Consider the following 23,142-nt stretch of genomic DNA (forward strand, 5'->3'; position numbering starts at 1 on the left):
CAATCTTTCTTTCTCAAGAAATGATTGGATATCCTTTTTTTTGCATAGATTATACCTTCGTTTACAATATGGGAGAAACCAATTTCGATATGGACTCCAGAAACCGAATCCGTAAGGAACGTTTATCATATTCCTCCAACGTCAACTCCATACTGCCCTCCATATCCTTCCAGAAAGTGTTTTCCAGCTTCTTCGCCGTCTCTGCATGATACATCAAGGCGTTAGTCTCGAAATTAAGCCGGAGGCTGCGAATATCGAAGTTGGCCGTCCCAACAGAGGCAACCTGCCCATCGACGATGATCGTTTTCGCATGAAGAAAGCCTTGATCATATAAGTAGCATTTCACTCCAGCTCGCAGCAATTCACCTACATAATACAAGGAAGCCCAATGAACAAACATATGATCTGCTTTCTCAGGGATCATGATTCTAACGTCAATGCCCGATAGAGCGGCAATGCGCAGCGCATTCAACATACTCTCTTCAGGGATAAAATAAGGAGTCTGCAGGAGGATTCTGCTCTTGGCCATGTGAATCATTTTAAGGAATGTAAACACGAAATGCGGCCATGCTTCATTAGGTCCACTTGCCACAATCTGCATAGGTACGTGTTCCAGGCTGTTGGCCTCCACCATAGTATCGGGAAAATACTCAGGCGCAACTTCCATTTGCTGCACGGATGCTAAGTTCCAATCCAGAATAAATCTCGACTGCAAAGCGCGAACGACGCTTCCAGTCAAACGAAGGTGCGTATCTCGCCAGTACCCAAATCGCGGATCTAAACCCAGATATTCATTACCGACATTGAATCCACCCATGTACCCAATCTGACCATCTATAATAACCAATTTACGATGATTGCGATAATTGACCCGATAGTTCAGAAATGGAATTCGCGATGGGAAAAATGCTGCTTTTTGCCCGCCAGCCTTTAGGAAATTTCGAAAAAAGGAGTCCTTCAAGGACCTTGAACCAATATCGTCATATAAGAATTTAACGTGGACACCTTGCTCCGCTTTCCTCGTGAGAGCTTCCATGACCTTGTGACCTAACGAATCATTCTTAACGATATAATACTGCATATGTATATGTGACTCAGCAGCTTCAATTTTCATCAGTAAATCACTGAATTTAGCCACGCCGTCTGTGAAAATATGTACACCATTATCTTGCGTGAGGAACGCATCATTCGTTGCGACATTCATATAAATCAAATCTCGATACTGACTTACCATCGGATCAATATACGGCAGCGTCCCGTCGATCAGCTGTTCCCGCTGCTCTGAAATGACGGTCTGCACTCTTTCCAGCATACGGCGGTTCCATTTATACAACTTTCTGCGGCTCAAATTTTGTCCAAGCATCACATAGAGAAGGAAACCGAGAATCGGAATGAATAAGAGCACCATGAGCCATGACCATGTTGCCGCCACGTTTCGACGTTCTAAGAACACAACCGTTATGGCGAGTAAAATATTAATCACAAAGACGACAGATAGTACATGCGATATCCAGTCCATAACACCACTCCAAACCATTTATATCAACTCATTGCTATTATACCTGAAATTCGACAAATTAGGAAAAGACCCCCTATTCACAAGGTGAATAAGAGGTCATTGACAAGCTACCCTTTATGCTATTTTCTTAATTAGGCACAGTTTTCGCAAATAATAAACGCCGCCTACTTTAATGACATCATCCGAATAAGCTTCAATCAATGAACCCGCGTCTTCCAATTCACCATCAAACCATACCTCTACAGGTGTTTGAAACAACATGCAGTGGTACATATCTGCATCCGTTAAACATACCTCAGTCCGGCTCATTATGAACAACTGCCTCTCCTAAAAAATTTCACCCGGTAATGTCTTTATCGACACTATCAAGAATAAAATGAAGAGGAATTAGATAAAAGAGACTGGAAGCAAAATGCCCCCAGTCTCCTTTTAATCGTTGTTATTAACCATTACTTTATAAAGTGCGATATACTGCTGGGCTGACTTTTTCCAGCTGAAATCGCCTTTTTTCATATTTTGCTGAATTTTTAACCATGACTCTCTATCATTCTTGTAGAAAAACACAGCACGGCGAATGATATGCAGCATGTCATGCGCATTATAGTTGCTAAATGTGAATCCGGTACCCTCACCCGTGAACTCATTATAAGGATGCACGGTATCTTTCAGTCCGCCTGTTTCTCTAACAATGGGTACAGATCGATAACGTAATGCTATCAACTGCCCAATCCCACAAGGCTCGAACTGTGACGGCATCAAGAATAAGTCAGATGCGGCATAGATTTGATGTGCAAGAGATTCATCGAAATAGATTTGAGCAGACACCTTATCGGGATGCGTTTGAGCCGCATATCGGAACATTTGTTCAAACCCATAGTCGCCTGTACCGAGAACGACAAGTTGAATGTCCAAAGCGAGAAGCTCTGATATGACATGCTGGATGAGATCAAGTCCTTTTTGCTGCACCAAGCGAGTGACCAACGCAATCATCGGTACATCACCATTCACAGGCAGACCCAAGCGCTCCTGAAGAGCTAGCTTATTCTGCTGTTTCTTCGGTAAGGAATCTCGATAATTCACAGCCAGATGTGGATCGGTCATTGGATCGAACACGTCGTAATCAATGCCATTCACAATGCCCGTTAACTGATCTTTGCGATGACGCAGCAGGCTGTCCAAAAATTCACCATAAAAGGGAGTTTGTATTTCCTCCGCATAGGTCTGACTTACCGTTGTTATCCGATCCGAATAGAGAAGCCCGCCTTTGAGAAAGCTTGCGCCACCATGCAATTCAAGTGCAGTTCCTGTGAAATGATCGTCTGATAAACCGAACAAATCTTTTAATAGAGATTGATCAAACACACCTTGGTATTTCAAGTTATGAACGGTAGACATTGTCTTCATCTCGCTATAGAAAGGGAGGTGTTGATAATGTGCCTTCAGCAGCACAGGAATCATACCCGTTTGCCAATCATGGCAATGAATCACATCCGGCTGGAAATCAAGTAACGGGAGCGCCTCAATAATCCCTCTGCAGAAGAACCCAAAACGCTCCGCCTCGTCTCCGTAACCATAAATGCCTGGACGCTTGAAATAAAACTCATTATCCACGAAATAAAAGGTGACTCCCTCATGCTGAAGCATCTCAATTCCGATGTATTGCTTTCTCCAACCGATGTACACATCAAATGTGGCTACCTTCGTCATTGCTTCCCGATAAACAGCAGGGATATCGCCATACTTAGGTAAAATAACCCGCACATCCAGTCCTTGACGAGTAAGCTCCTTCGGTAAGGAGCCAATTACGTCAGCTAGACCGCCTGTTTTAATAAAAGGTACAGCCTCAGATGCAGCAAATAGTACTTTCATCTTCCTACTCCTTTTATTTGATCTAGATCACTTTCGTTTTCGCAGCAATGAATGGTGCTTTGTTATCTCCTGTTAAGACACGTCCACGACTAATGAAGACATCCTTATCCAGGATTGCGTTCTCAATGATAACATTCTCCTCAATCTCACAGTTTTGGAGAATGATGCTGTTCTTCACGTACGCGCCTTTCCGGATTTTAACACCACGGAACAGGATACTATTTTCCACTTTACCTTCGATGACACAGCCGTTGGCGATGAGTGCGTTTTTAGCTGCTGCGGTATCCAAGTACTTCGCAGGCGGTTCATCTTTAACCTTCGTGTAAATCAGGTTTTTCTGGAAGAAGAGCTCTCTCCAGATCGCCGGATTAAGCAGCTGCATACTGTGCTTGTAGTAGCCTTGAATCGAGTTCACAATTCCTACATGGCCTTCAAATTTATAGCCATACACACTGAGCTTATCAATATTTTTCATAATGCCATCGCGAACCAAATGATCGTAACCTTGCGCTAAGCAAGATTCAACCATATCCAGCAGCAGCGCTTTGCTCATGATGTACATTTCCATTGAAATGTTGTTTGTACGCAATCTTCCTGTGTGATCCTCCATGAGAGTCACTTGCCCGCTATCCTTGACCGCTAACCGACGGAATTTCCCTTGAATATCCTCATCTGTTTGCTTATAGATAACCGTAATGTCTGCTTGTGAATCCTCGTGATAACGCACAGCGTCACGCAGATCGAGGTTGCATACCATATGGCTTCGTGAAATAATGACAAGCTCTTCTTTACCACGATAGAAATAATCTCTATGGCTATAGAACTGGTATAAATCACCACGTGAAATGCCAGTTGGTTCATTGAGCACAGAAGGGAGAACGAACAAGCCACCCCGCTTCCGATCCAAATCCCATTCTTTCCCAGAACCAAGGTGATCCATGAGCGAACGATATTTATGTTGAGTGAATACAGCAACATTATCAATGCCGGAATTCACCATATTTGACAATGTAAAATCAATTAGTCGATAACGACCGCCGAACGGCACGGATGCTGGGCAACGAAAGTAGGTCAGTTCCTCCAAATCATCCGGTTCATTCACTAAATTAATGACACCCATCACATGTTTCACTCGACATCATCCCTTCTGATTGGCATTCGCTGATATCCGTTCATTGCCACCAATAAGTACAATTTCCCCTTTGCCATCTACCACAGCACCGTCTTCAACGACCGTGTTTTCGCCGATAATCGCTTTGTTGATCGTTACGTTATTACCAATTTTGGCATTAGGCATAATGACGGAATCGCGAATCTGGCTTCCTTCGCCAACCTGTACACCGAAGAACAATACCGAGTGATCGACATCTCCGAATATCGCGCAGCCTTCATTAACGAGTGAACGCTTAATATTCGCAGTTGGTGCCACATATTGAGCCGGCTGGTAAGGATTCTGGGAGTAAACCCGCCAGTCCTTATCATTTAAATTAAGCTCATTATTGTCATCCAGCAGGTCCATGTTTGCTTCCCACAGACTATCGATCGTACCTACATCTTTCCAGTAGCCTTCAAAAGGATAAGCGAACATTCTCGCCTCATCTTTCAGCATCATTGGAATAATATCTTTCCCAAAATCTTTGCTGGAGTTAGGATTTTCCTCATCCTCGATCAGATAAGATTTCAATACGCTCCAATTAAAAATATAAATACCCATCGAAGCCAAATTACTGTTCGCTTCTTTCGGTTTTTCTGCAAATTCAGTTATTTCTTGTTTGTCATTGACGCTCATGATGCCGAATCGATTCGTTTCCTCCCATTTAACTTCAATGACAGCAATCGTTGCGTCGGCTTTCTTCTCTTTGTGGTAAGACAGCATCAGATCATAGTCCATTTTATAGATGTGATCACCCGAGATGACCAAAACATATTCGGGATCATATTGCTCAATAAAGCCGATATTGCGATAAATGGCATTCGCTGTTCCTTTGTACCAATCCCCGCCTTTTTGCTCCATGAACGGTGGTAACACTGTCACACCGCCATATTTGCGGTCAAGGTCCCATGAACTTCCAATCCCAATGTAAGTATTTAGTACGAGAGGTTGATACTGGGTTAGGACACCAACGGTGTCGATCCCTGAATTCGTACAATTGCTGAGGGTAAAATCAATGATACGATACTTCCCGCCAAAATGAACGGCTGGCTTGGCTAAATTGTTCGTCAGAACGCCTAATCTTCGTCCTTCTCCTCCAGCGAGGAGCATGGCAACACATTCTTTACTGCGCATATCTGATTTCCCCCTTCAACTTCGTCAATCACAGTTTGGAATTCACTCACACATTTTATATAAACAGCCGCAAGCGGCGGAATACACAACGCTAAACTATTCGACAGCCCGTGCCATGAACGCTCTTCACTGGATATTGGCCCTGAGTTACCTTGACCAGAACCGCCAAATTCGGTTGCATCGCTGTTAAATACGACTTCGTACACGCCAAGCCTCGGAACGCCAATTCGGTAATCCGGGTGCACCACAGGGGTGAAATTACATACGAGAATCAAGTCATCCTCAGGTAATTTCCCTTTGCGCATAAAGGTCACAACGCTCTGGCTCTCATCATGAGGGTTGATCCACTCGAAACCATCCTGATGATGATCCAACTGCCACAACGCCGGTTGGTCCAAATAAAATTGATTAAGTGATTTGACATAATGATGCATTTGAATATGCTTTTCATAGCCTTCAAGTAAAAACCAATCAAGTTCTTCAAGATCTTTCCATTCGTCGAATTGCCCAAATTCACTGCCCATAAACAGCAGTTTTTTACCAGGGTGACCCGTCATATATCCATATAGAACGCGAAGGTTTGCAAATTTCTGCCAATAATCGCCTGGCATCTTATGAAGAAGTGAACGTTTGCCATGCACCACTTCGTCGTGCGAAAGCGGCAGTACATAATTTTCACTAAAGGCATACATGAATGAGAACGTGATCAGCTTATGATGATACTTGCGGTTAATCGGATCTAATTTCATATAACGCAGCATATCGTTCATCCAGCCCATGTTCCACTTATAATTAAATCCGAGTCCTCCATCGTGGACAGGCGCAGTAACTAGCGGCCAATCGGTAGAATCCTCAGCCATCATCAGCGCATCAGGGTAGAAGGAGAAGACAGCCTGATTCAGCTTGCGCAGGAATGCGATCGCTTCGGGATTATCATCCCCACCCCATTGATTCTTGATCGGTTCCTCGCTCCATCTGCCAAAATTCAAATGCAGCATAGAAGCCACAGCATCCACTCTAATCCCATCAATATGATACATGTCCATCCAAAATACAGCATTTGAGATTAAGAAACTTTGAACCTCAGGTCGACCAAAATCAAAAGTAAGTGTGCCCCATTCCAGCTTCTCGGCTTTGCGTGGGTCTTCATATTCATACAGAGGCTTCCCATCAAACTGCCTGAGTCCATGACTGTCCTTACAGAAATGGCCAGGGACCCAATCCATAATGACCCCAATCCCCTTCTGGTGACATCGGTCAACGAAATGCATGAATTCCTTCGGAGTACCATGGCGGCTAGTAACGGAGAAATAGCCTGTTGCTTGGTAGCCCCAAGAACGGTCAAACGGATGCTCTGCGAGCGGCATTAATTCAATGTGCGTATATCCCATTTCAACTGCGTAATCGACTAGCTCTTCAGCAAGCTGATCATAGGTATACAAGTCTTCACTATGTCGATCCTTTTTGCGCCACGTACCCAGATGAACCTCATAAATAGATAGTGGCTTATTATAAGCAGGGTTTTCCTTTTTCTGCTGCTGCCATGCCTGATCCTTCCATTCATAACCTTCTAGATCAACAACACGCGACGCGGTACCCGGACGTAATTCCGAATAAAAAGCATACGGGTCTGCTTTCAACAAAATCTGGCCCGTCTCGCTATGAATTTCAAATTTGTAATAATCGCCTTCACTTGCTTCTGGAACGAACAATATCCATAAGCCAAGTGTACTAAACTTCTCCAAACGATGTGTCCCAGATTGCCAACTGTTGAAATCACCAAGCAAGTAAACCTGTTTGGCATGAGGTGCCCATACGGCAAAACGAACACCCTCTTGCCCTTTTGTTTTGCTTACATGCGCCCCTAAGATGCGATAACTGTGGTAAAGGGATCCTTCATGAAGCAGAAACAAGTCTTCTGAGCTAGGTATACCAACATTTGCCCCCACGTTATCCCTCCTTAATTCAACCTGAATTCGTCAAAACTGGATTTTACTTATAATCGCCTTACGTTACAAATACAACAACCAGGCAAAGAATCCTTCATTTTTACATTAAAAAAAAAAAGGAAATTACTCAACCCTTGGTGAATTATTTGAGGGAGATTATATCGAGAGGTGGAACGCAAATAATGAAAGATAAAGTAAAGGGACTTATCGTTGGTCTAACGATCGGTTCCGTATTAAGCGGGACAGTAGCATTTGCAGCAAACAGTCAAATTGAAGTCGCATTCCGAAGTCTTAAGTATATGTTTGACGGTGTTGAGAAAGCACCTTCTGAAGCGAAAGGATTTATTTACGAAGGCTCAACCTATGTACCACTTAGATTTGTAAGTGAAGCGCTTGGGAAAAAGGTCGCGTGGGACGAAGAAAATGAAACCATTTGGATCGGTAACAATCCTAAACAAGTGGTTGCAACCTACAAGGGTGGAACAGTGACCAAGGGTGAATTTGATACCTTCTTTGCTTTGCAAGCTCTCTTCAATGGAAGCCATGCTGCTTCTAAAGATGAACCGGAGTATCAAAAAAAGGTGATCACACAACTCATTCAAAACCGAATTCTTTTCGGTAAAGCATCTGAGGCTGACCAGAACGCTGCCAAAGACGGTGCTGTTAAACAAATCGCTGCTTGGAAAAGCCAATTTGGCGAAGCGAAGTTCCTTGACGATTTGAAAAAGGTAAACACAACAGTTACTGATCTTCAGTACTTTCTAGTGGGCAGCATCGGTGCACAAAATTATATCAAGTCCAGCATTTCCGATGCCCAGTTAAAAGCCAAATATGATGAAACTCTTAAAGTCGATAAAGATGCTTATACTATTGCCTCCGTGCGCCACATCTTGATTGGATTGAATGACCCATCAAGTTCTGATAACAAAGTTCTTCGTACGAAAGAGGAAGCGCTCAAACGGGCAAAAGAAGTTCAGCAGAAGCTTAAGAACGGTGAAGATTTCACTAAATTGGCCAAAGAATTCTCAGATGACCCGGGTTCCAAAGATGCTGGCGGTCTTTATGCGGATGCCGATGTAAGTCAATGGGTACCTGAATTTAAGAAAGCAGCTATCGAGCAGACGATTGGAACAATTGGTGATCCCATCGCGACAGATTTCGGCTATCACGTTATCAAAGTAGAAGCTAGATCTGTTAAATCCTTTGATTCTGTGAAAGAGCAGCTGAAAGCTTCGCTTGAACAAGAGCAATTTCAACAATTTGCAGAAAAAGAACTGACTGGTTTGATTGAAAAGATCGATTTAGGTCAATAAATGGTGTACAATGAATGTTTGTTAAAGTATACAAGTTGAAGGATGGAATGCAGCATGTTTTATGCAAAAGACTGGGTTGATTATGAGCTCCTCGATACCGGCGGCGGCGAAAAGCTCGAACGTTGGGGCACGATCGTCCTAAGAAGACCAGACCCACAAATCATTTGGCCGTTACAAAAAGAAACACCGGCATGGCGTCAAGCTGACGCCCATTATCACCGCAGCGCAAGTGGCGGCGGACAATGGGAGCAGCACGCTGAGCTTCCAGAACGCTGGACGATTAACTATGACCAGAAGTTGTCCTTCTATATTAAGCCAACCAGCTTCAAACATACGGGCTTATTCCCTGAGCAAGCAGTCAACTGGAAATGGATGATGGACAAGATCCAAGGAGCTGGACGTCCTATCAAGGTACTAAACCTGTTTGCTTATACAGGTGGAGCCTCACTGGCTTGTGCTTACGCAGGTGCCGAAGTTTGCCATGTGGATGCCTCCAAAGGAGTCGTTCAATGGGCAAAGGAAAATCTGCATCTGAGTGGCCTAGGCAGCCGTCCTGTTCGATTTATCACGGATGACGTGTTCAAATTCGTACAGAGAGAACAGCGCCGCGGAAGCAAATACGATGCGATTATCATGGATCCTCCTTCCTACGGACGCGGACCTAATGGTGAGACTTGGAAATTAGAAGATGATCTCTTCCCTTTCATTGAAACCTGCCAATCGATTCTGACGGACAATCCGTTGTTCCTGTTGATCAACTCTTATACAACGGGGATCTCGGCAACTGTGCTCCAGAACGTCTTGAGCATGGCGATGAAATCCAAGCATGGCGGTACGATCTCCAGTGGCGAAATCGGCCTGCCGATCACCCATTCCGGCTTGATGCTCCCTTGCGGTATTCTGGGACGCTGGGAGGCGTAACGGTGGCAGCATCTAGAGATGGCTCGGGAGCATCACAAATTCCGATACTGTTCGAAGACAACCACATTCTTGTGGTTGAGAAGCCCGTCAACATGCCTACGCAGGAAGACGATTCACGTGATCCTGATCTGCTGAATGTGCTGAAGGCAGATCTGAAGCACCGTCATAACAAGCCCGGCAATGTGTACCTCGGGCTTGTACACCGGCTTGACCGTCCCGTTGGCGGCGTGATGGTATTCGCCAAAACGTCAAAAGCCGCGTCCAGGCTATCTGACGCGGTAAGAACGAGGCAGCTCGACAAGACGTACGTCGCCGTCGTGCATGGCAAGCCGCCACAGCCGTCCGCTACGCTGCGTCACTGGCTCTGGAAGGACACGCGTACGAATACCGTCAGCGTGGTCAGAGAAGGCCAGCAGGACGCCAAGGAGGCTGTGCTGGACTATAAGCTGCTCGGCAGCCAAGACGGGTTCAGCTTGATCCAGATCAAGCTGCACACCGGGCGGCCGCATCAAATCCGCGTGCAGCTGGCAGCCATCGGCTGCACGCTCTACGGCGACCAGCGCTACGGCAGCGCGGTCAACAAGCCCGGCCAGCAGCTTGCGCTGTGGGCCACGGCTCTTGCCTTTGAGCATCCAACGCTCAAAGAGACGCTGCGCTTCCGGTCGCTGCCGCCGATGCAGCGGCCCTGGAGCGAATTTACACTCCCAGAGTTGTAAATTCGCCTCAAACCGTTGGGTCGCTATTAATTGGCGACCTTCCCAAGCAAATAAATAAGCAATTTCTGATTATGGGCGGAAACGCGACTCAGGTACGAATCCAAAAGTTGTTCCCGGATTCTCATACCTCTCTCGCATTCCGCCTTTCCTTTTTCCGTGACGTTGACCCAAACGATACGGCGGTCCTTCTCATCCCGCTCCCTTGCGATCAATTCACTTTTCTCCATCCGATCTAACAATGTTGTCACAGCTGCAGGCGTTGTGGATAAATATTCGATTAAATCAGAAGGCTTCATCCGTTCATTCGTCATAAGCAGCTCCAACACGTTAAGCTGTCCTTCTGTAATGGTAGGTGCTAATCCTACCTCCATCTGGTTTTTCAATTCCTTAGACAATTTCAACCATAGCTTCCCAAATTCATCGGAATACAACCTCATCAACTCGCTTCCAACATCTCCTAAGGCAAGTATAGCACGCCTTTTCTTTGGTTTAAAGGTTAATGCCATTAATATTTTCAGACAAAAGCTGCACCGTTTGAGACATGCTGTGGCTTGCTGTCGATCCCTCCATTACTTTGTCCGATTAGCAAGAAATCGCCCAAGCTTCTCGACTTCTTTTAACACCTCGCCCACTTCTTACATATACTGTGATGCAGGTATGTACAGTTTTTTTTCAAAAGAAAACTCAAAGGAGTGGTTTATGGTGGAAGCTTGGAAAATAGAGCTTGGTAAAAAGGCACTAGAGGCTGGCATAATGAAAGACCCACAGTGGCTGGATCGATTAGACGAACCGATGCCCCTGTGGGTCCTATTGGAGTTAGCTTTTATGCTCATTGAGAAGCTGGATCCACCTACAGTCAGCTATGATTGAGGGAATCTCAAGATCTCTACAATCGCTTCTGTTTTGGAAACAGGTATAAGTTGTTTACCTTGTGCTTTTCGATCCTCCAGAGGTGCTGTCTCTGTTGAGAAACGCAGCTTCTCCCCATTACTCATGACAGCCGTAATGAGATAATCCATTTTCACGATAAATGTGCGTATTAACGCTGAACCATTAGGTCTCACACGCTTGCCTTCTTTAAATTCGAAGGTAAGTATGCCCTTCCCGCCGCGTCCTTGGATGGGATAATCCACAACTAGGGAACGCTTCGCATACCCGAGGTCCGAGATCACCAACACTTCTCCCTCATCCCCATAAATCCACTCGGCCGAGACGACTTCATCGTCTTCCTTGAGCTGGATGCCGCGCACACCCGCGGCCCCACGGCCCATCGGGTTCACTTCCTCCTCGCGGAAACGGATACTCATGCCCTGCTTCGAAACAAGCAATATTTCTTTCGTATTGTCACTTAGGTGTACATGAAGGACATCGTCATTCTCACCAAGCTTACAAGCAACGATTCCGTTTGAGCGGTTCGTCATATATTCTTTCAGCTCTGTACGCTTCACTTGTCCTTTGCGTGTGACGAACACAAGCGATTTAGTCGGATCCTCAAAGCCCTTCACCGGAATAACGTTTACAATGCGATCTTCCTTGGCAATAGGAATGACATTCACAATCGCGGTTCCGTTCTCTTTCCACTTATACTCCGGCACTTGATGGACAGGCAATAAGTAATATTGCCCCTTCTTCGTGAAGATCAACAAGCTTTCGATCGTATTCACGTCGAGCAGGAAGCGTAAGTAATCGCCATCCTTCAGTCCTGTATTCTCTAGCTCTCCACCTGATCGTGTGAACGAAAGCTTGCTCGTCCGTTTCAAGTAACCTTCATTGGACAACGTAACCAGGACGTCTTCCGCGTTCACGAGTACCTCAAGATTAACTTTCAGTTCCTCTACTTCACCTTGGATATCCGAGCGGCGGTCGATGCCATACTTCTTACGGATTTCGCCCATTTCATCTTTAATTACACCTAACAGCTTCTTCAAGCTGCCAAGAATTCCACGTAAATAAGCAATCGTTTTCTCTACATCTTTCAACTCTTTTTCAAGCGTTGTGATTTCTAAATTCGTTAATCGGTATAATTGCAAAACAAGAATAGCATCTGCTTGACGCTCTGAGAATCCAAACTTCTCAACAAGGTTGTTTTGCGCATCCTGACGATTCTTGGAAGCCTTAATCGTTGCGATAACTTCGTCCAAAATGTTAAGGGCTTTGACAAGTCCCTCTAATACATGTGCGCGGTCTTCGGCTTTCTCGAGCTCATATTGGGAACGGAACGTAACAACTTCCTTCTGATGTCCAATGTAAGCTTCAAGAATTTCACGAATACCCAATTGACGTGGCGCTTTATTCACAATCGCAACCATATTGAAATTGTAGGTTACTTGCAAGTCCGTCTTCTTCAGTAAGTAAGCCAAAATACCCTTGGCATCGGCTTCTTTCTTAAGCTCCACGACAATTCGCAATCCATTACGACCGCTTTCATCGCGTACTTCGGCAATTCCTTCGATTTTCTTCTCAAGCCGAATATTCTCCATCGCTGTAACCAGACGAGATTTGACAACTTGATAAGGGATCTCCGTGATTACAATTTGTTGTCTGCCGCCGCGCATATCTTCTATCGCTGTTTTGGAACGTATGTAAATACGGCCTTTTCCCGTGCGATAAGCTTCGCGAATGCCTTCTTCACCCATGATAATGCCGGAAGTCGGGAAATCCGGTCCTTTGACGATCGTCATTAACTCATCGACTGTGATCTCAGGCTTGTCAATCATGGCTGTGCAGGCATCAATAATTTCACGTAAATTATGCGGTGGAATTTCTGTTGCGAACCCAGCTGAAATCCCGCTGACACCATTCACGAGTAAGTTCGGATACCGTGCAGGGAGCACAACGGGCTCCTTCGTGGAATTATCGAAGTTATCCTTAAACATGACTGTACGTTTCTCAATATCACGCAGAAGTTCCATCGCGATCTCAGAAAGTCTAGCCTCTGTGTAACGCATTGCTGCCGGCGGATCATCATCTAGTGATCCCCAGTTACCATGGCCATCCACGAGTGTGTGGCCCATCTTCCACGGCTGCGCCATACGAACCATACCATCATAAATGGAGGCATCTCCATGTGGATGGTAATTCCCCATGACATCACCGACGGTTTTGGCTGATTTGCGATAAGGTTTATCAGGGGTATTGCCAGAGTCGTACATTGCGTACAATACACGTCGTTGTACTGGCTTTAAACCATCCCTTACATCTGGAATCGCGCGATCCTGAATAATATATTTAGAATAACGCCCGAAACGATCGCCAACGATCTCCTCCAGAAATGCGGGTAAAAATTCTTCTAATATGTTCAACTTCCATTCACCACTCTTTTTGGTCTACTCTACATATTCGGTAAAATCGACGTTCTCGATAATCCAACGCTTGCGTGGATCTACCTTATCGCCCATTAATGTTGTTACACGTCGTTCCGCTTTAGCAGGATCTTCAATCTGTACCTGCAGCAAGGTACGGCTTTCCGGATTCATCGTCGTTTCCCACAACTGCTCCGGATTCATCTCACCAAGACCTTTATAACGCTGCAGCTCGGTGTTCTTACCAAGTTCTTTGACAACAACCTGTAGTTGATCGTCGGTCCAGGCGTACTTGTATCCGCCATTCTTGCCTTTTCTTGTCACTTTATAAAGCGGTGGTTGTGCGATGAACACTTTACCCTGATCAATCAATGGCTTCATATAGCGGTAAAAGAAGGTCAAAAGCAGGACCTGAATGTGAGCACCATCCGTATCTGCATCTGTCATAATAATAATTTTACCGTAATTCATTTCTTCTGCTTCGAATTCAGAGCCAACTCCAGCCCCAATGGCGGCGATGATCGCTTTGTATTCATCATTTTTCATGATATCGAGAAGCTTGGATTTCTCGGGATTCATCGGTTTTCCTTTGAGCGGTAAAATAGCCTGGTGCTTGGAATCACGTCCTTGCTTCGCTGAACCGCCGGCGGAATCTCCTTCGACAATGAACAGCTCATTGCGCTGCAAATCCTTCGATTGTGCAGGGGTTAGCTTACCATTCAGGTTCGAGCTCTCACTCTTCCCTTTTTTACCGCTGCGAATTTCTTCACGCGCTTTACGAGCAGCTTCCCGTGCTTTGGAAGCTTGTACAGCCTTCTTCAGCATCATTTGCGCGATTTGCGGATTTTCCTCCAAGAAAACAGTCATTTTATCAGAAACAACCGCATCCACTGCACTTCTTGCATTAGCGCTTCCAAGCTGATCTTTCGTTTGCCCAACGAACTCAACATCGCCCATCTTGATATTGATAACAACCATCATTCCTTCACGAAGGTCGGTACCATCAAGATTTTTTTCTTTTTCTTTGATAATGCCCCCTTTACGGGCATATTCATTCATGACGCGTGTATAAGCAGTCTTAAAGCCGGTCTCATGGGTACCGCCGCCGCGAGTAGGGATTGAGTTTACGAAGGAAGCGATCGTTTCCGTGTAGCCATCATTGTATTGCAGGGCCACCTCTACTTCGATTTCATCCTTTTCTGAAGCAAAGTGAATCACAGGATGAAGAACTGTTTTCTCCTCATTCAGGAATTCAACAAATTGACTTGCGCCACCCTCATATTGAAAAGTATCTAGCTTATCCGACCGTTCGTCTTTCAAGTTTACGAGAAGTCCTGAGTTGAGGAAAGCAATTTCTTGCAGACGTTCAGCTAAAGTATCGTAGTTTATGGTTGTTCCGCCTTGAAATACGCGTTTGTCAGGCTTGAAAGTTACTTTCGTTCCTGTGCGATTGGTATTTCCTACGACTTCAAGTCCAGTAACCGGTTCACCAACATGCTCGATTCCTGCATCGTCAACCCAATACTCAAAGCGCATTTTGTGCACCTTGCTATCTCGGTAAATTTCTACTTCCAGCCATTCGGATAGAGCATTTGTTACCGATGCGCCAACACCATGAAGTCCGCCAGACTTCTTGTAGCCTGTTCCACCAAATTTACCACCAGCATGTAAGATCGTAAATACAACTTGAGGCGTGGGCACGCCGGTCTTATGCATACCGGTTGGAATCCCCCTACCATTATCCTGAACCGTAATGGACTGATCTTTATGTATCGTCACATTAATCTTGGAACAATGTTTGGCAAGATGCTCGTCAACCGCATTGTCCACGATCTCCCAAATCAAGTGATGTAGACCCGATGCACTTGTACTACCAATATACATCCCTGGTCTTTTACGAACCGCTACAAGACCTTCCAGGACTTGTATATCATCAGCCTCATAATTCGATGTTGGGGCTATTCCTTTCGCAAATTCTAGCTGCTCGGACATTGAAGCCCTCCTTTATCTAAGTTAACCGTTAATTCAAAACATCTTTTCGTGAAAATACCGTAAATGAAACAATGAGTGAAGCGATCGCCCACACACTTAAAACGCTTAGTGAGAAGGTCAAGTCCATCCCTTTAATTGGCGGAAGGCCTCCTGTTAAATATTTGGTTAAGTCCAAATTGACCATAAACAAATATTTCGCAGTTTCCCAAGATGACACCATGTTCGAAAGAATGGTTCCTGATATTAATACGGCAAGCATGACCCCCATACCTGCTGCTGTGGAACGAATGAGAACAGAGAGCATCAGCGACATAAGTGCTACGACTAATGCTGAGAACCAAACTAATCCAAACTCCATGATAAGAAAGAACCATTGATCAACTGCACGTACAAGGCTGAAATCCACTTCTGTGCCTGTCAGTTGAATACCTGTAAAAACAGGCATCGTCCATCCGTTATAGCCGAAAACAACACCAGAAATCAAATAACATAAGACACCAGTGGACAATACGGTTAGCGAAGTAAAGAAGACAACCGTAATTAATTTACTCAATAGGATTTTCCATCGCCGGACCGGTCTTGTCAACAATAATTTAATAGTCCCCGTAGAATGCTCAGATGATACGATGTCAGCGGAAATGACCATGATAATGAGCGGAATGAACAAACCAACCGCATTTTTCACGAACTCGCGTGTAAAAGTAACCGCATTCGGTGTACTCGGATCTACATCCTTTTCAAGATAATAGTTAGCGATTTGAATTTGTACCCTAAGTTGTTGTTTCCACTCATCCGGCGTTCGAGCTGAGCTTAAACGCTTTTCCCAGTCGGCAATTTTCTGCCGTTGGTCCGCCTTCCAGTCTGTTGTACCAAACTGCTTTTGTGTATTTTGAGCAACTCGCATTTGAGCATAAGTGAACATAGGGATTAATGCAAGAAGTATAAGTAGGATAACATAAAAGCGTTTTTTCTTAATCATTTTAATACATTCATTCTTAACAAGGGCATATAAACTAAGCAATTCTTTCACCTTCCCCTACTCAATTCTTTCACCTTCGGTTAGGCTCAAGAACAAATCTTCCAGTGTTGGATTTTTGATTTCTACAGCAAAGAGGCTAATTCCTGCTTCCATCAAATGCTGACTTACCTGCGGGACGTTTTCCTTATCCATTTGTGTAACGATTTGTTTCACTGCCAAGGGTAAGCCTATTGGACTTTCTTCAGAAATTTCCTCAATGGCATGCACGAGTGGCGACGCCTCTAAAAGCCCCTCGGCCTTGTCGGCCGGAGACACGGACCACACGACTTTGCCGCCTTGAGCGACCAAATCATCGACGGCTCCCACTTGTATGACTTCACCATGACTAATAATGGCTACACGATGGCACATTTGCTGAATCTCGCTAAGCAAGTGACTGGACACGAACAAGCTAAGTCCACCCGCGGCCAAACGTTGAATGAACTCCCTCATTTCCTTAATCCCTTGTGGATCGAGACCATTCGTCGGCTCGTCCAATATCAATAAACTAGGTCGCCCAAGCAGTGCCTGTGCAATACCAAGCCGTTGACGCATACCAAGGGAATAAGTTCGTACCTTATCGTGAATACGTTGATCCATGGAGACGATCTCAACAACCTCTTGGATTCGTTTCTCATCGACATTCGGCAGCATTCTTGCAAAATGCTCGAGATTTTCCCAACCTGTTAAATAGGAATATAACTCGGGATTCTCGACGATGCAACCGACATGCCTCATCGCTTGATTATGCTCCTTGTGAACATCGTGCCCACAAATCTGAATAGACCCTTCAGTCGGACGTATTAGATCAACGAGCATGCGAATCGTCGTTGTTTTGCCCGATCCATTGGGTCCTAGGAAACCAAAGATCTCACCCGCGTATACATCAAATGAAATCCCTTTTATAATCTCTTTATTTTTAATTCGTTTTTTTAAATTTTTCACAGATAAAACCGTTGTTGGAACTGCTGCTACTGCCATCTGCTTGGCCTCCCCTACTTCAGAATTTGTACAATCCGATCAGCAATGCGCTCATAGCCGTCCCCGTTAGGATGAAAATGATCGGCTGAGGACAAATATTTGATCAAATTTTGTTCAAACAAATCGTAGGTTGGGACAATGGTCATATGAGGATAACGGTTCATCATCTCAAAAACACTGTTATTCCATCGCTGCACAATAAGCGAACCTTCTTTTTTGGGATCTAAATCAAGAAAAGGATGATATAAACCAACATACAACACAGTTGCATTCGGATTGGCCATATTAATCGCTTGAATAACCTTCTCCATCTTGGCCAGCGCAGGTTCTACGCGTTTCAGCGCACCCTCTGGGTTAAACTCCGTCTGATTTTCTCCTTTAAAAAGCCCTTCCCCACCAGCAAAAATATCATTGCCACCAATCGTGAGTAAAATGATATCCGCCTGAGCGAGTGCGTCCTGCGTCTTTTTCAGAGCTAAATCAGAGAGAAGCTGGTCACTCTTATAGCCTGGAATCGCCAAATTATTAAGCACGAATACCGGTTTACCGCTTTCCTTCTCCAGCTTTTCGCGGACACGTCCAACGTATCCTTTGCCAGTGTTATCACCTGTTCCTGCAGTTAATGAATCACCAAGCGCAACAATTTGCAGCTTACTTTTACTCTCAATCAATGTTTCTTTCTTAGGTGCAGTCGTTACAAGATTGAGATCTCCGGATGCTTTGGGAAATAATATTTGATTCGCCGCGTAAGCAAAGCCTACTGCGAAAACAATCGTAGATATCGAAGCTGTAAGGCCAATTGCGCCCCACATTAAACGAGATGATCTCAAGGAAGTCCCCTCCTGCGAATAAATGGCATAATTCACTATAAGAGTATAGCTTCTTGAATAAATTTGCAAACATTACAATACGGAACAGGCCCACAAGGGCTCGTGAGTTACCCGTTTCATTTATTTTGAAAATGGATGCTGCTTTCAAGGAAGCTGGCTGTATTATAACAAAATGCGGCTTTGGGAGGGCCGGTGTTGTTTGAGACTGCCAATTCGTCTCTTCGCAGTTCAACAGCGTATGGGCTGCTGAGACTGCCTAAAGTATACAAGAACCTTGGCTATACTGGTTTATGTAGGCTGAGAAGTCGTTTTCCGAGCTTTCACTTGGTGATGAAATGAAATAGGCGCGGTTTCCGCGCTTTCGCCCGATGTTGACCAAAATAAGGTTGAAAACCGCGCCTATTGTGAGCAAATAACATGGTGAGAATTGTTTACGTAGACTGAGAAGGCTTATCATCAACGCCAGCAACGCACATCCGCGCTAAACTTACTGCATTCACCGAAAAAAGCCGTTTAACCGCATCAGCAGTTAAACAGCTTTTCCACAGTACGTTAAACCGCATCCTGCAAAAATTTATATTGGGCTTGAATAAGTCCAAAATAAATCTTTTGTTCCTTCATGAGTTCATCATGATTACCGATCTCCATCATACGTCCATGATCGAGCACTACGATTTTATCAGCATTCCGAATCGTAGAAAGTCTGTGTGCGACGATGAAGGAGGTTCGACCGGCAAGCAGCGTTTTGAGAGCTTCCTGAATTTTGAGCTCAGTATCCGTATCAATACTAGCTGTTGCTTCATCCAAGATAAGTACACGAGGATTCGCAAGCAGTGCGCGAGCGAAAGAAATCAACTGACGCTGACCCATCGAGAGTACGTTACCGCGCTCTTGGACCTCTGTATCATAGCCAGCTGGTAAACTCATGATAAAATCATGTGCATGAACAGCCTTAGCTACAAGCTCAATTTCTTCATTCGTTGCATCAAGACGACCGAAGCGAATATTATCCCGAATCGTGCCAGAGAAAATAAACGTATCTTGAAGCACGACTCCGATCTGAGAACGTAAGCTTTGGATGGTTACATGACGAATATCTTGGCCATCGATAAGTATTTTGCCTTCATTTGGATCATAGAAACGGCATAATAAATTCATAATCGTACTTTTACCCGAACCTGTATGACCAACCAGAGCAATGGATTGACCAGCCTGTACATCCAGATTAATGCCCTTGAGTGCAGGTCTGCCAGGCTCATACTCAAATACGAGATTCTCAAACTTCACATTCCCTTGGATACTTGATAGATCTTTAGCACCCTCGATTTCAGCCACAGTAGGTTCCTCATCAATAAACTCGAAGATCCGCTCCGCTGAAGCCATTGCTATGAGCAGTTGGGAATACATTTGTCCTAACCGCGTAATGGGTTCCCAGAAGTAGCCTATGTAAGTAGCGAATGCAACCAACAAACCGACTGATATTTCTTCCGTTTGAATTAAATGCGCGCCTAGCCAGAACAGAATGCAATAGCCAACGGCTCCCGTAATTTCAATAAGAGGACCAAACGATTGATTGAGCATAGAAGCACGGTTCCAAGACAACCGATTGACCATATTCATTTTGTTGAAGAATTGGATATTTTCTTTTTCTTGCGTATAGGCTTGTGTAACTTTGATGCCTTGTATGCATTCATTTAAATGAGCATTCAGACGGGATTGCTTCATCGTCACGTCTTGCCAAGCACGACGAATCTTTTTCCGCAGCTGAGTCGATATGAGGAACATAATCGGAACCGTCACGATGATCGACGCGCCTAATTTGAAATTAAACGTCAACAAAATAATAATAATGCCGCAGAGCTGCACAACATCAATTAATAAGTTAACAACACCGTTCGTGAACAAATCTTGCAAAGAATTCACATAGTTTGTTACTCGAACGAGCACAGAGCCTGCCGGGCGTGTATCGAAAAAACGAAACGACAGCTTCTGAATATGACTGAATAAATCATGACGCAGATCGTAGATGACGCGCTGACCAATCATATTCGTATATTTAATACGGAATGTATTGGCTAGCCATTGAATGACATATACCGTAAGCATGATCCCAACGATTAGGAAAAGTAGATTCTTATCCTTAGGAATGATGGAATTATCAATGGCTTCACGAATAAGCAGTGGAATGGTCAGCTTGGTGATTGCTCCTACCAGCATCATAATAATGATAATAGGCAGCATCTGTTTCTTATAGGGCTTCATATAACTAAATAAACGTTTTAACTGACCCCAATCAAAAGGCTTTTCAATCAGTTCATCATCTTGATATACGAATCGTTGCCCCGCTTGGGAATCTTCTTTTTTGGCAGATGCCTCGGCTTGCGTCGAATTAGTACTCAATGTGCTAACCTTCTTTCTTGCAATGGAGAATGGTTTAACGTATCCACATCCGTATCCTTTGTTGCCGCAGCCTGACTGCTTGCAGCCGTTTTCTGAGGCCCATCCGCATACTGAATGTCATAGGTTTGACGGTAAAGACCTTCTTGCTGCAGCAGATCCTGATGTGTGCCTCTTTGTACAATTCGTCCTTTATCCAGAACAATAATTTCATCGGCATGCTTCAGAGAAGAAATCCGGTGAGCAATAATGAATGTTGTACGCCCTTTCATAACCTCGCCGAAGCCTGCTTGAATCTCATGTTCCGTCTCCATATCAACCGCGCTTGTTGCGTCGTCTAGAACGAGAATTTTAGGATCCTTGATAAGCGCCCGAGCGATGGCAATCCGCTGCTTTTGACCGCCAGACAAGCCTAGTCCGCGCTCGCCAACAACCGTGTCATACCCTTCCGGAAGCTCCATGATGAAATCATGCGCTTTAGACAGCTTAGCTGCTCGAATAATGTCATCCATCGTCACATCTTTACGTCCATAGGCAATATTGTTGCGGATTGTAGATGAAAACAAGAAGGTTTCTTGGAAAACAGTAGCAATCTGATTGCGATAGCTTTCAACTTGTAGAGAGCGAATATCTTGACTATCTAACATTACCCTGCCTTCTTTAACGTTATAAGCCCTCATTAGCAATGAAATTACTGTGGTTTTACCCGAGCCTGTGCTGCCTAGGAGACCTATAACAGAACCAGGAGGAGCATCAACTGAGAAATCATAAAGGGCAGGCTGTTTTTCCGGATATGAAAATGTGACATGATCAAAACGCACATGACCTTTTACATGTTCACTTTTCAAAGCAATCGATTCTTGTTGATCTTTCACATGCATGTAATGATTCAAAACTTCCAAAATTTTCTCGCCAGAAGCTTTAGTTTGTGTGAAGTTATTAATATGAAAGCCCAGACCCCACATCGGTCCAATGATGTACCAGATGAGACTGAAGCAAGCAACGAGTTCACCTAGTGTAATGGTATTCTCGATCACCATGTATCCGCCAACTCCGAGCAAAGTGACGACACTTAAATTCGCCAAAATCTCCATGATTGGAAAATACTTCGCCCAGATCCCTGAGGTTTCGATATTCATGGCCTTATAATCTTCATTGCGTGCTGAAAACTTCGTTACTTCATGAGGTTCGCGTGCAAACGATTTCACTGTTCGAACCCCTGTAATGTTTTCTTGTACCGCTGTGGTCATCGTACTGAGGGATTGACGTACCAGCCGAAAAGCCGGATGAATTTTACCTTCAAAACGAATGGCGGTAAACGCAAGAAAAGGCATCGTAATCATCGTAAGTAAAGCCAGCTTCCAGTTAATCGAGAACATCATCCCCATGCCGAAAACCAACATCAGCATCACGTTCAGGAGCTGAGCAAAGCCGAAACCGATAAACTGTCGAATGGCCTCCAAATCAGCAGTCAATCTAGACATTAAGTCTCCAGTTCTTGCCTGATCATAGTATTGAAAGGATAAGTACTGAAGCTTGTTGTACAGCGCATTACGCAAATGATACGCGACGCGGTTACCCAGACGACCTCCGCATAAGCCATGAAGAAATTGAAACATCCCTTTCATTGAAACGACCACTACGACTACAAGTGCTAATCTGGGAACAAGCTCAAATTGTTTCTGCGTGATTACGTCGTCGATTAAATACCGTAGTAAATTCGGATAAACGAGACCGAGCGCGGTTGCCACCGCTAAACATGCAATTGCTCCAAAAAATAATTTTTTCTCTGGCCAAAAATACGGCTTCAGTTGCCTGAACACTTCCACTTTGGGGCCCCCTCCTCAAGAAGGATAATTTGGAAAAGCTTAGAAAGCGTTTTATTACCTAATGAATCTTAACACCATCCCTATTAGCGAGCAATCAGAGGATACGAGGATTTAAACGCTTAAATGCCCATAACTTCACAAAAACTTGCAGGAATCCCCCCTATTCTTTAAAATCATCCCGATAACCAACGATGTAAGCCTTTACATGACAATACGCAA

At 44.5% G+C, this 23,142-nt stretch carries 18 protein-coding genes; 4 read left to right on the top strand and 14 right to left on the bottom strand.

Annotated elements, in window-relative coordinates; all coding sequences use genetic code 11:
• Positions 1-61: 61 nt before the first annotated feature.
• The 6 genes from cls to glgB form a co-directional block, all read right to left on the bottom strand.
• Complete coding sequence (gene cls, locus GC102_RS29325) at positions 62-1,519, bottom strand: cardiolipin synthase (protein WP_171692657.1); 1,458 nt, start codon at positions 1,517-1,519, stop codon at positions 62-64.
• Between the two features lie 114 nt (positions 1,520-1,633).
• A complete protein-coding gene (locus tag GC102_RS29330; RefSeq protein ID WP_171692658.1) occupies positions 1,634-1,828 on the bottom strand; it encodes a hypothetical protein in 195 nt (64 codons plus the stop codon).
• A 120-nt stretch (positions 1,829-1,948) separates the two neighbouring features.
• A complete protein-coding gene (glgA, locus tag GC102_RS29335) occupies positions 1,949-3,388 on the bottom strand; it encodes a glycogen synthase GlgA (RefSeq protein ID WP_171692659.1) in 1,440 nt (479 codons plus the stop codon).
• Between the two features lie 22 nt (positions 3,389-3,410).
• The gene (gene glgD, locus GC102_RS29340) at positions 3,411-4,520 is read right to left on the bottom strand and encodes a glucose-1-phosphate adenylyltransferase subunit GlgD (protein WP_171692660.1); all 1,110 of its coding nucleotides are present in this window, start codon (positions 4,518-4,520) and stop codon (positions 3,411-3,413) included.
• Between the two features lie 6 nt (positions 4,521-4,526).
• Entirely contained in the window at positions 4,527-5,675 is a 1,149-nt protein-coding gene (locus tag GC102_RS29345) for a glucose-1-phosphate adenylyltransferase (RefSeq protein ID WP_029193101.1), read from the bottom strand.
• Positions 5,618-7,624 (bottom strand): 1,4-alpha-glucan branching protein GlgB, encoded by a 2,007-nt coding sequence (gene glgB / locus GC102_RS29350; protein WP_171692661.1) that lies wholly within the window; start codon positions 7,622-7,624, stop codon positions 5,618-5,620. The genes GC102_RS29345 and glgB overlap by 58 nt, the downstream gene beginning before the upstream one ends.
• 182 nt (positions 7,625-7,806) lie before the next feature.
• Here glgB and GC102_RS29355 point away from each other — a divergent pair, with 182 nt between their 5' ends.
• The 3 genes from GC102_RS29355 to GC102_RS29365 are packed head-to-tail and all read left to right on the top strand — an operon-like array spanning position 7,807 to position 10,574.
• Complete coding sequence (locus GC102_RS29355; RefSeq protein WP_171692662.1) at positions 7,807-8,937, top strand: peptidylprolyl isomerase; 1,131 nt, start codon at positions 7,807-7,809, stop codon at positions 8,935-8,937.
• Between the two features lie 54 nt (positions 8,938-8,991).
• Positions 8,992-9,858, top strand: coding sequence for a class I SAM-dependent methyltransferase (locus tag GC102_RS29360; RefSeq protein WP_171649332.1), 867 nt, complete (start codon positions 8,992-8,994; stop codon positions 9,856-9,858).
• A 2-nt stretch (positions 9,859-9,860) separates the two neighbouring features.
• Positions 9,861-10,574, top strand: a complete 714-nt coding sequence (locus GC102_RS29365) for an RluA family pseudouridine synthase (protein ID WP_312883402.1) — start codon at positions 9,861-9,863, stop codon at positions 10,572-10,574.
• A 26-nt stretch (positions 10,575-10,600) separates the two neighbouring features.
• Here the strand turns inward: GC102_RS29365 and GC102_RS29370 are convergent, their stop codons facing one another.
• Positions 10,601-11,005, bottom strand: coding sequence for a MarR family winged helix-turn-helix transcriptional regulator (locus GC102_RS29370; protein WP_057301854.1), 405 nt, complete (start codon positions 11,003-11,005; stop codon positions 10,601-10,603).
• 268 nt (positions 11,006-11,273) lie between these two features.
• Between GC102_RS29370 and GC102_RS29375 the strand changes: the two genes are divergently transcribed.
• Positions 11,274-11,444 carry a hypothetical protein gene (locus GC102_RS29375; RefSeq protein ID WP_171692663.1) on the top strand — a complete coding sequence of 57 codons (171 nt, stop codon included), beginning with the start codon at positions 11,274-11,276 and terminating at the stop codon, positions 11,442-11,444.
• Here the strand turns inward: GC102_RS29375 and gyrA are convergent.
• From gyrA to GC102_RS29410, 7 genes are all read right to left on the bottom strand, one after another.
• Positions 11,435-13,876 carry a DNA gyrase subunit A gene (gene gyrA, locus GC102_RS29380; protein ID WP_171692664.1) on the bottom strand — a complete coding sequence of 814 codons (2,442 nt, stop codon included), beginning with the start codon at positions 13,874-13,876 and terminating at the stop codon, positions 11,435-11,437. The two genes, GC102_RS29375 and gyrA, sit on opposite strands and share 10 nt — an antisense overlap.
• Before the next feature lie 24 nt (positions 13,877-13,900).
• On the bottom strand, positions 13,901-15,868 hold the full coding sequence (gene parE / locus GC102_RS29385; protein WP_171692665.1) for a DNA topoisomerase IV subunit B: 1,968 nt from the start codon (positions 15,866-15,868) through the stop codon (positions 13,901-13,903).
• A gap of 28 nt (positions 15,869-15,896) precedes the next feature.
• Positions 15,897-16,889 carry a DUF2705 family protein gene (locus GC102_RS29390; RefSeq protein ID WP_029193094.1) on the bottom strand — a complete coding sequence of 331 codons (993 nt, stop codon included), beginning with the start codon at positions 16,887-16,889 and terminating at the stop codon, positions 15,897-15,899.
• Between the two features lie 15 nt (positions 16,890-16,904).
• On the bottom strand, positions 16,905-17,867 hold the full coding sequence (locus tag GC102_RS29395; protein WP_171692666.1) for an ABC transporter ATP-binding protein: 963 nt from the start codon (positions 17,865-17,867) through the stop codon (positions 16,905-16,907).
• Positions 17,868-17,881: 14 nt separating this feature from the next.
• On the bottom strand, positions 17,882-18,697 hold the full coding sequence (locus tag GC102_RS29400) for a GDSL-type esterase/lipase family protein (protein WP_171692667.1): 816 nt from the start codon (positions 18,695-18,697) through the stop codon (positions 17,882-17,884).
• Positions 18,698-19,249: 552 nt separating this feature from the next.
• Entirely contained in the window at positions 19,250-21,097 is a 1,848-nt protein-coding gene (locus tag GC102_RS29405; protein ID WP_246321182.1) for an ABC transporter ATP-binding protein, read from the bottom strand.
• Positions 21,094-22,923 (bottom strand): ABC transporter ATP-binding protein, encoded by a 1,830-nt coding sequence (locus GC102_RS29410; RefSeq protein ID WP_171692668.1) that lies wholly within the window; start codon positions 22,921-22,923, stop codon positions 21,094-21,096. The genes GC102_RS29405 and GC102_RS29410 overlap by 4 nt, the downstream gene beginning before the upstream one ends.
• Between the last annotated feature and the right edge of the window lie 219 nt (positions 22,924-23,142).

The sequence above is a fragment of the Paenibacillus germinis genome (assembly GCF_013141785.1).
Lineage (GTDB): Bacteria > Bacillota > Bacilli > Paenibacillales > NBRC-103111 > Paenibacillus_E > Paenibacillus_E phytorum.

Bases quoted from the DNA above. Each gene is read 5' to 3' on its own strand.
- cls (WP_171692657.1), bottom strand. From the start codon at position 1,519: ATGGACTGGATATCGCATGTACTATCTGTCGTCTTTGTGATTAATATT.
- GC102_RS29330 (WP_171692658.1), bottom strand. From the start codon at position 1,828: ATGAGCCGGACTGAGGTATGTTTAACGGATGCAGATATGTACCACTGC.
- glgA (WP_171692659.1), bottom strand. From the start codon at position 3,388: ATGAAAGTACTATTTGCTGCATCTGAGGCTGTACCTTTTATTAAAACA.
- GC102_RS29345 (WP_029193101.1), bottom strand. From the start codon at position 5,675: ATGCGCAGTAAAGAATGTGTTGCCATGCTCCTCGCTGGAGGAGAAGGA.
- GC102_RS29355 (WP_171692662.1), top strand. From the start codon at position 7,807: ATGAAAGATAAAGTAAAGGGACTTATCGTTGGTCTAACGATCGGTTCC.
- GC102_RS29360 (WP_171649332.1), top strand. From the start codon at position 8,992: ATGTTTTATGCAAAAGACTGGGTTGATTATGAGCTCCTCGATACCGGC.
- GC102_RS29375 (WP_171692663.1), top strand. From the start codon at position 11,274: ATGGTGGAAGCTTGGAAAATAGAGCTTGGTAAAAAGGCACTAGAGGCT.
- parE (WP_171692665.1), bottom strand. From the start codon at position 15,868: ATGTCCGAGCAGCTAGAATTTGCGAAAGGAATAGCCCCAACATCGAAT.
- GC102_RS29395 (WP_171692666.1), bottom strand. From the start codon at position 17,867: ATGGCAGTAGCAGCAGTTCCAACAACGGTTTTATCTGTGAAAAATTTA.